This window comes from Pseudomonas sp. NPDC087803 (assembly GCF_044742995.1).
Taxonomy (GTDB): Bacteria; Pseudomonadota; Gammaproteobacteria; order Pseudomonadales; family Pseudomonadaceae; genus Aquipseudomonas.
This window is the reverse complement of sequence record NZ_JBIUVO010000008.1, coordinates 23,446-39,292: the sequence shown is the minus strand read 5'-3', so window position 1 is coordinate 39,292 and position 15,847 is coordinate 23,446. Positions and strand designations below refer to the sequence as shown.

At 61.1% G+C, this 15,847-nt stretch carries 11 protein-coding genes; 6 read left to right on the top strand and 5 right to left on the bottom strand.

Annotated features, from left to right (window positions below):
* The first annotated feature begins 2 nt into the window (after nucleotides 1-2).
* The 4 genes from ACIOUG_RS07920 to ACIOUG_RS07905 all read left to right on the top strand — a co-directional run bounded on the left by ACIOUG_RS07920 (nucleotide 3) and on the right by ACIOUG_RS07905 (nucleotide 8,952).
* Entirely contained in the window at nucleotides 3-1,331 is a 1,329-nt protein-coding gene (locus ACIOUG_RS07920) for a deoxyguanosinetriphosphate triphosphohydrolase (RefSeq protein ID WP_401064091.1), read from the top strand.
* Between the two features lie 347 nt (nucleotides 1,332-1,678).
* Nucleotides 1,679-2,305, top strand: a complete 627-nt coding sequence (locus ACIOUG_RS07915) for a response regulator (protein WP_401064088.1) — start codon at nucleotides 1,679-1,681, stop codon at nucleotides 2,303-2,305.
* A gap of 8 nt (nucleotides 2,306-2,313) precedes the next feature.
* On the top strand, nucleotides 2,314-5,958 hold the full coding sequence (locus ACIOUG_RS07910) for a transporter substrate-binding domain-containing protein (RefSeq protein ID WP_401064086.1): 3,645 nt from the start codon (nucleotides 2,314-2,316) through the stop codon (nucleotides 5,956-5,958).
* A gap of 48 nt (nucleotides 5,959-6,006) precedes the next feature.
* The gene (locus ACIOUG_RS07905) at nucleotides 6,007-8,952 is read left to right on the top strand and encodes an HD domain-containing phosphohydrolase (protein ID WP_401064084.1); all 2,946 of its coding nucleotides are present in this window, start codon (nucleotides 6,007-6,009) and stop codon (nucleotides 8,950-8,952) included.
* Here the strand turns inward: ACIOUG_RS07905 and ACIOUG_RS07900 are convergent, their stop codons facing one another.
* Together ACIOUG_RS07900 and ACIOUG_RS07895 are read right to left on the bottom strand one after the other, a co-directional pair.
* Nucleotides 8,953-9,435 (bottom strand): GAF domain-containing protein, encoded by a 483-nt coding sequence (locus ACIOUG_RS07900; protein WP_401064082.1) that lies wholly within the window; start codon nucleotides 9,433-9,435, stop codon nucleotides 8,953-8,955.
* Complete coding sequence (locus tag ACIOUG_RS07895) at nucleotides 9,432-10,322, bottom strand: ATP-binding protein (protein WP_401064080.1); 891 nt, start codon at nucleotides 10,320-10,322, stop codon at nucleotides 9,432-9,434. Before ACIOUG_RS07895 ends, ACIOUG_RS07900 begins: the two co-directional genes overlap by 4 nt.
* A 166-nt stretch (nucleotides 10,323-10,488) precedes the next feature.
* Between ACIOUG_RS07895 and ACIOUG_RS07890 the strand changes: the two genes are divergently transcribed.
* Nucleotides 10,489-12,810 carry a response regulator gene (locus tag ACIOUG_RS07890; RefSeq protein WP_401064078.1) on the top strand — a complete coding sequence of 774 codons (2,322 nt, stop codon included), beginning with the start codon at nucleotides 10,489-10,491 and terminating at the stop codon, nucleotides 12,808-12,810.
* Here ACIOUG_RS07890 and ACIOUG_RS07885 read toward each other — a convergent pair.
* The 3 genes from ACIOUG_RS07885 to msrB all read right to left on the bottom strand — a co-directional run bounded on the left by ACIOUG_RS07885 (nucleotide 12,794) and on the right by msrB (nucleotide 14,321).
* Nucleotides 12,794-13,255, bottom strand: coding sequence for a MarR family winged helix-turn-helix transcriptional regulator (locus ACIOUG_RS07885; RefSeq protein WP_401064075.1), 462 nt, complete (start codon nucleotides 13,253-13,255; stop codon nucleotides 12,794-12,796). The genes ACIOUG_RS07890 and ACIOUG_RS07885 overlap by 17 nt on opposite strands.
* Complete coding sequence (locus ACIOUG_RS07880) at nucleotides 13,252-13,737, bottom strand: glutathione peroxidase (protein WP_003226757.1); 486 nt, start codon at nucleotides 13,735-13,737, stop codon at nucleotides 13,252-13,254. Before ACIOUG_RS07880 ends, ACIOUG_RS07885 begins: the two co-directional genes overlap by 4 nt.
* A gap of 188 nt (nucleotides 13,738-13,925) precedes the next feature.
* Entirely contained in the window at nucleotides 13,926-14,321 is a 396-nt protein-coding gene (gene msrB, locus ACIOUG_RS07875) for a peptide-methionine (R)-S-oxide reductase MsrB (protein WP_401064071.1), read from the bottom strand.
* Nucleotides 14,322-14,544: 223 nt separating this feature from the next.
* On the opposite strand from msrB, the gene ACIOUG_RS07870 reads away from it, so the two are divergent.
* The gene (locus ACIOUG_RS07870) at nucleotides 14,545-15,756 is read left to right on the top strand and encodes a pyridoxal phosphate-dependent aminotransferase (RefSeq protein ID WP_003226761.1); all 1,212 of its coding nucleotides are present in this window, start codon (nucleotides 14,545-14,547) and stop codon (nucleotides 15,754-15,756) included.
* Nucleotides 15,757-15,847 lie beyond the last annotated feature (91 nt).

Below are 15,847 nucleotides of genomic sequence, written 5' to 3'. Positions count from 1 at the left end.
CCTTGGATTGGCAGACCCTGCTCAACCGCGAACGCCTTGGAAAACCGCTGCACAGCCCGCAAGAACTGGGGCGCAGCCCGTTCCACAAAGACCACGACCGTATCATTTTCTCCGGCGCCTTCCGCCGTCTGGGCCGCAAGACCCAGGTGCATCCGGTGACGAGTAACGACCACATCCACACCCGCCTGACCCACTCGCTGGAAGTCAGTTGCGTGGGCCGTTCGCTGGGCATGCGCGTCGGTGAAACCTTGCGCAGCGCCCTGCCCGACTGGTGCGAACCGAGCGATCTGGGCATGGTGGTGCAGTCGGCCTGCCTCGCGCATGACATCGGCAACCCGCCGTTTGGCCACTCCGGTGAGGACGCGATTCGTCACTGGTTCCAGCAGGCAGCCGGGCGCGGCTGGCTCGATGGCATGAGCGAAGCCGAACGCGGTGACTTCCTCAATTTCGAAGGCAATGCGCAAGGTTTCCGCGTACTGACGCAACTTGAGTATCACCAGTTCGACGGCGGCACCCGCCTCACCTACGCCACCCTCGGCACCTACCTGAAGTACCCGTGGACCGCACGTCACGCCGATTCGCTGGGCTACAAGAAACACAAGTTCGGCTGCTATCAGAGTGAACTGCCGCTGCTCGAGCAGATCGCTCACAAGCTCGGCCTGCCGCAGATGGAAGACCAGCGCTGGGCGCGGCATCCGTTGGTGTATCTGATGGAGGCGGCTGACGACATCTGCTACGCGCTGATCGACCTCGAAGACGGCCTGGAAATGGACCTGCTGGAGTATGCGGAAGTCGAGTCGCTGCTGCTCGGTCTGGTCGGCGACGACCTGCCGGAAACCTATCGCCAGCTCGGCCCGCAGGATTCGCGCCGACGCAAACTGGCGATCCTGCGCGGCAAGGCCATCGAACACCTGACCAACGCCGCCGCCCGAGCATTCGTCGAACAACAGGACACACTGCTGGCCGGCACTCTGCACGGCGACCTGGTGGAACACATGCACGGTCCGGCCAAGCGCTGCGTGCTGAACGCCAAGGACATCGCCCGCAAGAAGATCTTCCAGGACAAGCGCAAGACGCTGCATGAAATCGGCGCTTACACCACGCTGGAAATCCTCCTCAATGCATTCTGCGGTGCGGCACTCGAACAACACGGCGGCCGCACGCCGTCATTCAAGAGCCGGCGCATCCTCGACCTGCTGGGTAACAATGCACCCGATCCCCACGGGCCGCTGCACGCCTCGTTCCTGCGCATGATCGACTTCATCGCCGGGATGACCGACAGCTACGCCAGTGACATGGCGCTGGAAATGACCGGACGCTCCAGTCACTGACAGGAGCCGCTCCTCAACCGGGTCAGGGCGACTTGCCCGGTTGAGCGGGTTAGCCAATGAACCGTTTCGTTACTGTTCGATAATTGCTCAAACATGGCGTAATCCGTTTAACGCCAAACAAACTCATAACAACGCTGTTTATTCAACACTCCCCAAGCAACTTAAACATTCAGATAAACAAATAAACTCAACACTTCCTTACGCGGCATTGAGTTTGATCGTAGTCGGTTTCTCTTTAGTGTGTAGGACTTATCCTATATTGCTGCTGGAGCCCTGTGAGTTCATGCGGCAGCTCATTTATCTGAGCTAAGGTGCGCGCTTTATTCGCGCACGTATGGGATTTGATTATGAACTCCGTTTTTATTGTCGATGATCACCCCGTCATCCGACTTGCCGTTCGAATGCTCCTGGAGCATGAAGGTTACAAGGTCGTCGGCGAAACCGATAATGGGGTCGATGCCATGCAAATGGTCCGCGAATGCATGCCCGACCTGATCATCCTCGATATCAGCATCCCCAAGCTCGACGGCCTGGAAGTCCTCGCCCGCTTCAACGCCATGGGCACCCCGCTCAAGACCCTGGTACTGACGGCACAATGCCCGACGCTGTTCGGTATTCGCTGCATGCAGTCCGGCGCATCCGGTTATGTGTGCAAGGAAGAAGACTTGAGCGAACTGGTCAGTGCCATCAAGGCGGTACTTTCCGGTTACAACTATTTCCCCAGCCAGGCGTTGAATCCGGTACGCACTGACGATGTACGCTACGCCGAACTTGAACTGTTCAAATCCGTCAATGACCGCGAACTCATGGTTCTGCAGTTATTTGCCCAAGGGCGCACCAACAAGGAAATCGCCAAGGGCATGTTTCTCAGCAACAAGACAGTCAGTACCTACAAAAAACGCCTGATGCAAAAACTCAAAGCCAGATCGCTGGTGGAACTTATCGAGATGGCCAAACGCAACGCGCTAGTGTGAGAGCCCGAATGCCCAGTCGTTTAATGATCTATCTCGCTCTATGGTGTGCGAGCCTGTGTGTGACGACTCAGGCATCTGCCGACTTCCTCACTGCGCAGGATTATGTGCTGCGCAGCCGTTCGAGCCACGATGCGCCGGCCCTGTCTCTGCAACCTGCGCAACGGCAATGGCTACAGGCTCGCGGCGAACTGGTACTGGGCACTTCCGCCCCCGACTATCCGCCGTTCGACATGACTGTCAGCGGCCGCGATTACGAAGGTTTCACCGCCGACTACGCCGGCCTCCTCGGCCAGGCTGTCGGCTTGCCCATCCGGGTCAAGCGCTTTGCCTCACGGGATGCCGCCTTGCGCGCACTGATAACCGGTCAGGTCGATATGCTCGGTACCGCCAACGGTTTCGAAGCCAGCAACCCGGACATCCGCCTGTCGACGCCCTACGCCATCGACCAGCCGGTACTGGTCACCCGTGAAGGCGAAACCCGTGCACTGACCGACGGCCTCGCCGGCCTGCGGCTGAGCATGGTTTATCACTACCTGCCACAGGACGAAGTCCGGGCGATGTACCCCAACGCCATCCTGACCTCGTACCCCTCCTATCAAAACGCGATCAACGCGGTGGCTTTCGATCAGGCCGACGTGTTTCTCGGCGATACCCTCTCCACCCACTACATGATCAACAAGGGCTATCTGAACAACATTCGCATGGCCAATTTCGGCAAGCAGGAAGCCGACGGTTTCAGCTTCGCCGTACATGCCGACAACCCGCAACTACTGGCCATCATCAACAGCGCACTGCAGGCCATTCCGGCCGGTGAACGGGACAGCATCGCCAAGCGCTGGAGCGCCGGCAGCGACATCCTGCTGACCGACCAGAAGCTGCAATTGACCGACCATGAAGAGCAGTGGCTCAAACAGCATCCAGTGCTGCGTGTCGTGGTGAATGAGGCGTTCGCGCCGATGACATTCTTCGACAGCGACGGCAATCTGCGCGGCATCACCGCAGACCTGCTCGAACTGCTGCGCCTGCGCACCGGCATGCGCTTCGAACTGGTACGCAGCCGCAGCGACGGCGACATGATCGAGCAGATCAACCAGCATCGCGCCGATCTGATCGCGGCGCTGCTGCCCAGCCCGCAACGGGAAAAGACCCTGCAATTCAGCCGTCCCTATCTGGAAAACTCCTTCGTCCTGCTGACCCGCAAATCCTCTGACAGCCCGACCCATCCGACGCAGCTAAAAAACAAGTACCTGGCCATTGCCCAAGGCAATCCCATGGCCGATTACCTGCGCCGCGAATTCCCCGATATCCACCTGACCGAAACCTCCGACACCTTCGGTGCCGCGACCCTGCTGGCCGAAGGCAAGGTCGATGGCGCCGTGGCCTCGCTGGTGATTGCCAACTATCTGATTTCGTCGCGGATCTTCGAGCATCAGTTGCAGATCACCACCACCCTGGGCACCCGCCAGGCCGCTTTTTCGCTGGCCACGGCGCGGGACAACAACGAACTGGGGTCGATCCTCGACAAGGCGCTGCTGAGCATCAGTCCCGAAGAGCTGGGGGTGATCAACAGTCGCTGGCGAGGGTTTTCCAATGCGGCGCAAAGCAACTGGCATCACTATCAGCGTCTGTTCTACCAATTGATCGGCGCGGCATGCCTGCTGCTGTTGCTGTCGTTGCTGTGGAACGCCTACATGCGTCGCCAGATCAAGCAACGCCAGGCGGCCGAGCGGGCACTCAACGATCAGTTCGAATTCATGCGCTCATTGGTCAACGGCACACCGCATCCGATCTACGTGCGTGACCGCCAGGGACTGCTGCAAAGCTGCAACGACAGTTACCTGGAAGCGTTCAACGCCAAACGCGAGGACGTGATCGGCAAAAGCGTCATGCAAGGCACGTTGAGCAATGCCTTCGAAGCGCAGGCCTATCAGGCCGACTATCAGCGCGTCGTGGCCGAAGGCACGCCGCTATTGCTCGACCGCCCGCTGCACATCGGTGGCCGGCGCCTGACCATCTACCACTGGATCCTGCCGTACCGCGACTCCAGCGGCGATGTGCAAGGGATCATCGGTGGCTGGATCGACATCAGTGAACGCCGGCAATTGTTCGATGAACTGCGCGCGGCCAAGGAACAGGCGGACAACGCCAACCGTGCCAAAAGCACCTTTCTGGCCACCATGAGCCACGAAATCCGCACACCGATGAATGCGATCATCGGCATGCTCGAACTGACCCTCGAACGCATGACCGCGCAGCACCCGGATCGCTCATCGATCGAAACCGCCTACTGCTCGGCCAAGGATCTGCTGGGCCTGATCGGCGACATTCTCGATATCGCGCGCATCGAGTCCGGACATCTGAGCCTGAGCCCTGAACGGGTCAATCTGGTCGAGACAGTGGCCTCGGTGGTCAGAATCTTCGACGGTCTGGCCCGGCAGAAAAACCTCGCCCTGCCCCTGACCCTCAATCCCCCGGGTCTCGCTGTCGACGTGCAGCTCGATCCATTGCGCTTCAAGCAGATCCTGTCGAACCTGATCAGCAATGCCATCAAATTCACCGAGTCCGGGTCAGTCCGGGTCAGCCTCGACGTGCTTCCCGATGACGCGGGACAGTGTTCGCTGATTCAATTGACGATCCAGGACACCGGGGTCGGCATCAGCATCGAGGATCAGCAACGCCTGTTCAAACCGTTCGCCCAGGCCGACAGCGGCCGCCAGCCCGCGCGCAGTGGCGCAGGTCTGGGGCTGGTGATCAGTCGCAACCTTTGTGAAATGATGGGCGGCCAGCTGCAGCTGAGCAGTCAACCGGGGATCGGCACCCAAGTTTGCCTGTCGCTGCCGCTGCAAACGCTGCCGTGCAAGGTCGCCACGGTGAAAACCGCGCTGCCGATTCGCGCCGCCGGTACGCCGTTGAACATTCTGGTGGTCGATGACCATCCCGCCAATCGTCTGCTGATGTGCCAGCAACTGGAATTCCTCGGGCACCACTTCAGCCTTGCCGAGGACGGGCGAAGCGGCTTCGAGAAGTGGCAGAGCGGCGCATTCGACCTGGTCATCGCCGACTGCAACATGCCGATCATGAACGGTTACGAACTGACCGCGGCGATCCGCCAGCAGGAATCACGCACGGGGCGCACTCCGTGTACCGTGCTCGGCTTCACGGCCAACGCGCAGCCCGAGGAAGTGCAGCGCTGCAAACAGGCCGGCATGAACGACTGCCTGTTCAAGCCTTTGAGCCTCAGTGCCCTGAGTCACTGGGTCAACGGCATGCAGGCCGCAATGCCGCAACCGGCGTTCAATCTTCAGGGCCTGGATCAACTGACTGGCGGCAATCCGCTTCAAGCCCGACGCCTGCTCACGCAACTGCTCAAGAGCAGCCGCCTCGATCGCCAGGAGTTGCTGGCCCTGGCCGCGAACAACGATCGTGAGGCCCTGGCGGTGGTGGCGCACAAAATCAAAGGTGCCGCGCGGATCGCTCAGGCTTCGCGGCTGATCGCCTGTTGCGATGAACTGGAGCAAGCCTGCCTGCAGAACGCCCCCGCGCCGGGCATCGAGCGCTGCATCGAGGCCACCGACGCGGCAATCGTCGAACTGGAGCAGGCCTTGCTGCAACAATTGGAACCGTTCGGGGAAAGCACAATGACCGAGCCTTAACTATGCTTTGGCGCTGAGCAGTGTGTTTACTTCAATGGAGAGTCAGCAATGCCCAGCCCACTGCGCCCGGATCCACGCCGGTTCCCGTTGCACGTGCACATCAGCGTCATGTTCACCTTTCTGCTGTTGCTGACAGGCGTTGTGCTCGGACTGTTCAACTATCGCCAGACCACCCGGATCATCCTGTCGAGCAGCGAAAACCTGTTCAATCGCATCGAACAGGATGTGCGCCTGGACCTGCATTCGACCTACGAACCGATCCGTCATCTGCTGAGCCTGCTGGCCGTCGACCAGGCGGCCGGGGCCTCGAACCTGCAACAGCGGCTGGCGCTGCTCAAGCCGTTCAGTCAGTCACTCAAGGACAACGCGGACCTCGCTTCGCTGTATCTGGGGTACGGCAATGGCGACTTTTTCATGGTCCGGCCGTTGCGCAACAGCGCCCTGCAGACCCTGCTCAAGGCCCCGCCGAACGCGGCCTACCAAGTCTGGAGCATCGAGCACGACGCCAGCGGCAACGCGTCATCGCAGTCACTGTTCTACGATCAGGCACTGAATCCGGTCGGGCGCCAGGACAACCCCGACGACCGTTACGATCCGCGCACCCGCAACTGGTACACCAACGCCCTGCAACAGGGCGACCAGATCACCACCGAACCCTATGTGTTTTTCTCCACGCACAACGTGGGCACCACCCTGGCCCGCCGCAGCAGTGAAACCGCTGTCATCGGTGCCGACCTGACCCTTGAAGCCCTCTCGGCCACCTTGATCAAGCATGTGGTCACCCCGTCCACCGAAATCGTCCTGTTCGATGCCGATGGCAATGCCGTGGCCTATCCCGACAGCAAACGACTGATTGTCGACGACAGCAGCGCACGCCTGGCCAAGGCCGCCGACCTCAGTCCGAATCTGCACGCGCTGCTGTCCACCGCTCATCAGGGCAAGCGGCTGAATGTCGACGGACGCCACTGGATCGTCGCCCGCAGTAATCTGCAGGAAGGCGGGCCGAGAGGTTTGCAGATGGCCCTGTTGGTGCCGGAGGACGAATTGCTCGCCGACGCCTACCGCCTGCGCTGGCAAGGTGCGCTGATCACTCTGGCGACCTTGCTGCTGTGCCTTCCGCTGGGCTGGCTGATTTCGCGGATTCTGGTCAAGCCGCTGCATGCGCTGGTCAAGGAGGCCGACGCGATTCGTAGTTTTGACTTCAACTTTCCGGTCACCCGCCGCTCGCCGGTGCTGGAGGTTGACCAGTTGAGCCTGTCGATGGCCCGCATGAAGGACACACTCGCCAGTTTTTTCCGCATCACCGACAGCCTGTGTGCCGAAACCCGTTTCGCGCCGCTGCTGCAACGGGTGCTGTTTGAAACGGTGCAGATCGCCCAGGCCCAGGCGGGATTGATCTATCTGCGCGAAAACGAAGGCAACCGGATGGAACCCTATGGGCTGGTGGTCGATGGCGTCTCGCAGGCGCCGGACGAGTTCGCTGTGCAGGGCCGGGATCTTCTGGCAGATCAGGGGTCGGCGTGGTTCCAGCAACTGGCGAATGCGGACAACGTGGTCACCAGCCTTGGCTTCGAACAGGCCGGGGACTTGCAGAAAGTCCTGTTGGCCATGCAGTCGCCGCGCATCCACCTGATCGGTATCCGCCTGCGCAACCGCCACAATGAAACCATCGGCCTGCTGATACTGCTGATCAACGACAGTGGCAGCCCTCAGGACCTGGAGAAACTGCGCCCGGACCGCATCGCTTTCCTGCAAGCCGTGTCCGGCGCGGCGGCAGTGAGTATCGAAAGCCAGCGCCTGCAAGCGAAGCAGAAGCAATTGCTCGATGCGTTCATCCAGTTGCTGGCCGGCGCCATCGACGCCAAGAGCCCGTACACCGGCGGCCACTGTCAGCGCGTGCCGGAACTGACCCTGATGCTCGCGCAGGCCGCTGCCGCGAGTCAGGCGCCGGCGTTTCAGAACTATCAGCCCAGCGAAGACGAATGGGAGGCCCTGCACATCGCGGCCTGGCTGCACGATTGCGGCAAGGTCACGACCCCGGAATATGTCGTCGACAAGGCGACCAAACTGGAAACCCTCAACGATCGCATCCACGAAATCCGCACCCGTTTCGAAGTGCTCAAGCGCGATGCCTGGATCAGTTACTGGCAGGCACTGGCCGGGGGTGGCAACGAGGCGCAACTGGCGGCCGTGCGCGATGCTGCCCTGGCCGAACTGGATGATGACTTTGCGTTTGTCGCGCGTTGCAATCTGGGCGGCGAGGCCATGGCCCAGGACGATCTGCAATGCCTTGAGCGCATCGCCGGGCGCCGCTGGACGCGCACCCTCGATGATCGACTGGGGGTGTCATGGGAGGAAAACCGCCGCCAGGCGCAAACGCCGGCACCGCTGTTGCCGGTCAGCGAACCGTTATTGGCGGACAAGCCCGAACACCTGATCGAACGCGCCGACAGCGAACTGATTCCGGACGACAATCCGTGGGGGTTCAAACTGGACGTGCCGCGCTACAAATACAATCGTGGCGAGCACTACAACCTGAGCATCGCCCGGGGCACGCTGACCCGCGAAGAGCGCTACATCATCAATCACCACATGGTGCAGACGATCCTGATGCTCAGCCACCTGCCCTTCCCCGGGCACCTGGACAGCGTTGCGGAAATTGCCGGTGGGCATCACGAAAAAATGGACGGCAGCGGCTACCCCAAACGCCTGAAGCGCGACGACATGAGCCTGCCGGCGCGAATGATGGCGATCGCCGATATTTTCGAGGCCCTGACGGCGGCGGATCGACCGTACAAGAAGGCCAAATCCTTGAGCGAAGCACTGGGGATCATGGCCACCATGTGTCGCGAGGCGCACATCGACGCCGAATTGTTTGGGTTGTTTATCAACGACGGGGTGTATTTGCAGTACGCCGCGCGGTTTCTCGATCCGCGCCAGATCGACGCGGTCGAACCGGCCAGCCTGCTGCGCAAGGCTGGCCTGGGCGCCTGATCAGCAGTCGGTCAGACGCAGGAAGATCGCCGCCATCTGCTCGATGCCGGCCTGATCGGCGCTGGCGAAACGCGCCAGTTTCGGGCTGTCGAGATCGAGCACGCCGATCAGTCGACCGTCCTTGACCAGCGGCACCACCAGTTCGCTGTTCGAAGCGCTGTCGCAGGCGATATGGCCGGGGAATGCATGCACGTCTTCCACGCGCTGGGTCTGCCGACTGGCCGCCGCCGCGCCGCACACGCCGCGCCCGAACGGAATACGCACGCAGGCAATCTGGCCCTGAAACGGGCCAAGCACCAGTTCTTCGTTGCGATTGAGGTAGAAACCGGCCCAGTTCAAGTCATCGAGCTGGTTGAACAGGAACGCCGAAAACTGCGCGGCGTTGGCGATGAAATCGCGCTCGTCCGCCAGCAGCGATTCCAGTTGTGCGGCCAACATGCCATAGCCTTCGAGGCCCTGGCCGCTTTGTTGCAAATCAATCATGCCTTGTGCTCCAGCAATTTCAGTCCCACCCAGTAACGGGCGAATTGGTACGCGCAACGTCCGTTGCGATTGCCGCGCCCGGTAGCCCAGCGCACGGCGAGGATGTCCAGCTCTTCGTCGCGCTGCCAGCTCAGGCCGGCCTTGGCGGCCAACTGGCCGATCCAGTGTTCGACGACGTTGAGGAAGTGTTCCTGGGTAAACGGATAAAACGACAGCCACAGGCCGAAACGGTCCGACAGCGCGATCTTGTCTTCCACCGCTTCACTCGGATGCAGTTCGCCGTCGACGCGCTTCCAGTTTTCGTTGTCGCTTTCCTTTTCCGGCACCAAGTGGCGACGGTTGGATGTGGCGTACAGCAAGACGTTGTCCGGGGCCTGTTCCAGTGAGCCGTCGAGTACGCTTTTCAGCACGCGGTAATCACCTTCACCGGATTCGAACGACAGGTCATCGCAAAACAGCACGAAGCGCTGCGGCAGTTTGCCAATCTGCTCGACCACGCGTGGCAGGTCGGCCAGGTGATCGCGCTCGATTTCGATCAAACGCAGGCCGGCCTTGGCGTGTTCGGCCAGCAGCGCGCGCACCAGCGACGATTTACCGGTGCCACGCGAGCCCCAGAGCAGCGCATGGTTGGCCGGCATGCCGTCGAGAAACTGTTGGGTGTTACGGCCCAGCTGTTCCAGCTGACGGTCGACGCCGATCAGGTCGGACAGACGCATGTCGAGGCTGACTTCCAGCGGCAACAAGTAGCCGCTGCGCCCGTCGCGCTGCCAGCGCGCCGCCAGGCAGGTTTCCCAGTCGATGACCGGGCGCGGCGCCGGCAGCAAGGGTTCGATCCGCGCCAGAACCGACTCGGCGCGTTCAAGAAAAGCATTCAATCGGGAATCCACGTCTTCTCCTCGGACACGTTCAAAGTAATGATGGTGCTTCAGCGACGACAATCAGATCAACAACCCCCGCTCGGGCCTTGTTACAAGGCGATTCGGGAACCTCGGTATCCATACATGATCGACTATGCTTGAGCAGCGAAGGGAAACGGAAGTGGTTCAACACCCTATGGATATCAAATTCACCCACCGGCTGTCTTACAAGCAAGCCAGATTCACTGTGCTGGTCGGGTTCATTCTGGGCACGCTGCTCAGCCTGCTGCAAATCGGTATCGATTATGCCAGCGAAGATGCCTCCATCAACCGTGAAATCCTGTCGTTGCTGGAAATCAGCCACAACCCGGCGTCGCGGATCGCCTACAACATCGACGCGGAACTGGCGCAGGAACTGACCCTGGGCCTGTTGCGTTCGCCGGCGATTATTTCTGCGCAATTGACCGACAACAACGGCAACGTCCTGGCCAACGTCAAACGCCCGGAACTGCAAAGCGGTTATCGGGTGATCAGCGACTTCCTGTTCGGCGCCAAGCGCCAGTTCGAAGACCGCCTGTACCTCGACCACCTGCCCAACGAATCGCTGGGCACGCTGAATCTGGAAGTTGACACCTATGCGTTCGGCAGCCGCTTCCTGCGTCGTGCGGAAATCACCCTGCTCAATGGTTTTGCCCGCAGCCTGATCCTCACCGGGATCCTCCTGGCGCTGTTCTACGTAATGCTGACCAAACCGCTGGTGCGCCTGATCCGTGAACTCAGCGGGCGCGATGCGCGCAGTGCAGAACCGACGACCCTGGAATGTCCGGCCGGACACGCCAACGACGAGATCGGCGTGCTGGTCAAGGTTGCCAACCAGCAGTTCGACAACATCGCCACGGAAATCCAGCAACGGCGCAACGCGGAAAACCGCCTGACCGATTACCTCGGGCAACTGGAGCACATCGTCTCGGCCCGCACCGCCGAGCTCAAGGCCATCAACACCCGGCTCAGCCAGTCCAATCAGGAACTGGAAGTGGCGCGCAGCACCGCACTGGACATGGCCGAAGCGCGCTCGGCGTTTCTCGCCAACATGAGCCACGAGATTCGCACCCCGCTCAATGGCCTGCTGGGGATGATCGCCCTGTCCCTCGACGGACCGCTGAATGCCGAACAGCAACAGCAGCTGTCGATTGCCCACGACTCGGGCAAGGTCCTGGTGGAGCTGCTCAACGATATTCTCGATCTGTCCAAGTTCGACGCAGGGCAACTGGAGCTCGAGCACATCCCGTTCGATCTCGGTTCGCTGATCGAGGACACCGCCAACCTGCTGTCGCAGAACGCCGCGCCGAGCGTCGAACTGACCTGCCTGATCGATCCGCATTTCCCGGCGCTGGTGCTGGGAGACCCGACCCGGGTGCGGCAGATCGTCAGCAACCTGCTGTCCAATGCCCTGAAGTTCACCCGCTTCGGCCGCGTCGATGTGCGGCTGTCAGCGCATAACGACGGGGCGCGCATCGAGGTCTGCGACACCGGCATCGGCATCGCCCAGGACGCTCAGGTGAAAATCTTCCAGCCATTCACCCAGGCCGGTGCGGGTATCACCCGCCAGTACGGCGGCACCGGCCTCGGCCTGGCGTTGACCTACAACCTGTGCGAAGCCATGCAGGGCCGGCTGAGCATCAGTTCCGAGGCCGGTTTCGGCAGTCAGTTCTGCGCCGACCTGCCGCTGCCCTGCCACACCCGCGCGGTCATGCCGCCACCGCTGCACGGCAAGGTGCTGGCGATCACGTCCTCCAGCAGCGGGCTGGCAGAGTTGCTCAAGACGTTATTGCCGGTGTGGGGCGTAAGTTATGAACAGCGCAGCATGGACGACCCGTTGCTGGGCCTGTCACCCGACCTGCTGATCACCGATTGCCCGGAATGCCTGTTCAGCCTGCGCCCGACCCTCAGCGCGCCGATCCTGGTGGTGACGGCTTATGGCAGCTTCATGCCCAGCGAAGAAGCCGCAGCGCTGGCGCCGTTGCAGCAACAGGCCCGACCGCTGGCGCGTAATGCGCTGTATCAGATCCTGCGGCGCATCCTGCTGGCCGATATCACCACGATCAACGATGCACGGCTCGAGAGCCTGCCGGTTCGGCGACGCGGAAAGGTGCTGCTGGTGGAGGACAATCCGGTCAACCAACTGGTGGCCAAAGGCATGCTCGGCAAGCTCGGCTGCGATGTGGTGGTCGCCGCCCACGGCGCCGAGGCGCTGGATCAACTGGAGCACAATGAGTTCGATCTGGTGCTGATGGACTGCAACATGCCGGTGATGGACGGCTATGAAGCGAGCCGACAGATTCGCCAGAGCGGGCGCTGGCCGCACCTGCCGATCGTCGCGCTGACCGCCAACGCCATGTCCGAAGAACGCGAGCGCTGCCGTGCGGCGGGCATGAGCGATTACCTGGCCAAGCCGTTCCGCCGCGAAGAGCTGGCGGCCCTGCTCGACCAGTGGATTCCGACTACGTCAGCGCTTTGATCTGCCCCAGCAGGTGATCGAGGCCGTTGCGCAAATCGTTGAGTCGATCCAGGTCCACCCCGCTGTCGCACAGCAACCGGGCTTTGAGCGGCCCGACCTGCTCGCGCAGCGCCTGACCTTGGGTGGTCAGGCTCAAGTGCACTTCACGCTCGTCGCGCGCCGAACGCTGGCGCTGCACCAGCTGCAATTGCTCAAGGCGCTTGAGCAGCGGCGTCAGGGTGCCGGAATCCAGCGCCAGACGCTCGCCCAGGGCCTTGACCGTCGGTTGCTCCGGCGCACTGTCCTGCCACTCCCACAGCACCAGCATCGCCAGGTACTGCGGATAGGTCAGGCCGAGCTGGTCGAGCATCGGTTTGTAAGCGCGAATCACCGCCCGGGACGCGGCATACAACTTGAAGCACAATTGACTGTCGAGCTTCAGCGAATCGTCGGGCAGGCTGTTCATTTGAGCAGGGCTTCGATCTCGCCGCTCATGTCCTGCGGCTTGGTGGTCGGGGCAAAACGCTTGACCAGTTGCCCATCCTTGCCGATCAGGAACTTGGTGAAGTTCCACTTGATGCCCTCGGAGCCAAGCAGACCCGGGGCGCGCTTTTTCAACTGCACGAACAGTGGATGCGCGTCAGAACCGTTAACGTCGATCTTCTTGAACAGCGGAAAACTCACGCCGTAGTTCAGCTCACAGAACTCGCTGATCGCACCCTCGTTGCCCGGCTCCTGCTTGCCGAATTGATTGCACGGAAACCCCAGCACCACCAGACCCTGATCCTTGTAGGTCTGCCACAGCTCCTCCAAGCCTTTGTATTGCGGGGTAAAACCGCATTTGCTGGCGGTGTTGACCACCAGAACGGCCTTGCCGGCGAAATCGGCCAGGGTCTTTTGCTCACCCTTGATGGTGGTGACGGGGATATTCAGCAGGTTGTCGCTCATGATCCGCACTCTGAATTCTGGAAGAAGGCGTAAACATAGCGAGCAATTAAATTGCGTGCAATTTAATTAATTGCACACCTCCGTGTAGGAGCTGCCGAAGGCTGCGATCTGTTGATTTTAAGATCAACAGATCGCAGCCTTCGGCAGCTCCTACACGGTGGATCAAACCAGCCGGTCGAGCGCGCAGTTCAATCGCGCGGCTCGAGATTCAGGCACACCGAGTTGATGCAATAACGCAGGCCGGTCGGCGGCGGGCCATCAGGGAACACGTGCCCCAGGTGCGCATCGCAGCGGGCGCATTTGACTTCGGTGCGGATCATGCCGTGGCTGATATCGCGGATTTCGGTCATGGCGCTTTCGCCGATCGGCGCGTAGAAGCTCGGCCAGCCGCAGCCGGAATCGAATTTGGTCTTGGAGTCGAACAGCGGCTCATTGCAGCAGACGCAGTGATAGACGCCATCGGTCTTGGTGTCGTTGTATTTGCCAGAGAACGGTCGCTCGGTGGCGCTCAGGCGACATACGTTGTACTGCTCGGGGTCGAGCATCGCCCGCCATTCTTCCAGGGTTTTTTCCAACTTTTCCATCATCACACCTCAGCGGCTGAAAAAGCCCGATCTGTACCTTTTCCACGGATCGGGTGGCACGTATGATTGCGCCTCGTCACACGCCAGTCTGGCAGCCAGATCGGGCGCATTCAAACGGATTCTCGGCGCCATGGCGCCAGACTCCGCCTGTGCGAAGACGCAGGAATCCCAGTACGGTTGTCCATTCGCCGTCTGGATCGTTCATTTTCGGGATCACATCGCCATGCAGTTCAGCAAATCGAACAAGCTCGCCAACGTCTGCTACGACATTCGCGGCCCGGTGCTCAAGCACGCCAAACGTCTGGAAGAGGAAGGCCAGCGCATCCTCAAGCTGAACATCGGCAACCCGGCGCCGTTTGGTTTCGAAGCGCCGGACGAAATTCTCCAGGATGTGATCCGCAACCTGCCGACGGCCCAGGGCTACAGCGATTCCAAAGGCCTGTTCAGCGCACGTAAAGCGGTGATGCAGTACTACCAGCAGAAAAATGTCGAAGGTGTCGGCATCGAAGACATCTACCTGGGCAACGGCGTGTCCGAGCTGATCGTGATGTCGCTGCAGGCGCTGCTCAACAATGGCGACGAAGTGCTGGTGCCGGCCCCGGACTATCCGCTGTGGACTGCCGCCGTCAGCCTGGCCGGCGGTAACGCCGTGCACTACCTGTGCGACGAGGGCGCCGACTGGTTCCCTGATCTGGCCGACATCAAGGCCAAGATCACCCCAAACACCAAGGCCATGGTGATCATCAACCCGAACAACCCGACTGGCGCGGTGTATTCGAAGGAAGTGCTGCTGGGCATGCTGGAAATCGCCCGCGCGCACAACCTGGTGGTGTTCTCCGACGAAATCTACGACAAGATCCTCTACGACGATGCCGTGCACATCTGCACCGCTTCGCTGGCGCCGGACCTGCTGTGCCTGACCTTCAACGGTCTGTCGAAATCCTACCGCGTGGCGGGTTTCCGCTCCGGCTGGATCGCCATCTCCGGGCCGAAACACAATGCCCAGAGCTACATCGAAGGCATCGATATGCTGGCCAACATGCGCCTGTGTGCCAACGTCCCGAGCCAGCATGCGATCCAGACTGCCCTCGGCGGTTATCAGAGCATCAATGACCTGGTGCTGCCGCAAGGCCGTCTGCTGGAGCAGCGCAACCGTACCTGGGAATTGCTCAACGACATTCCCGGCGTCAGTTGCGTCAAGCCGATGGGCGCGCTGTATGCGTTCCCGCGGATCGACCCGAAAGTCTGCCCGATCCACAACGACGAGAAATTCGTCCTCGACCTGCTGCTCTCCGAGAAGCTGCTGGTGGTGCAAGGCACGGCCTTCAACTGGCCGTGGCCGGACCACTTCCGCGTGGTGACCCTGCCCCGTGTCGACGATCTGGAAATGGCCATCGGCCGCATCGGCAACTTCCTCAAGTCCTACCGCCAGTAACCGGTCGACAGTGCGCAGCGTGTCCTGCGTTGCGCGCTGTCTGATTCAGCAACACTTCTGCCCGCCCCGCCGCGCTGCGCCTTCTACACTT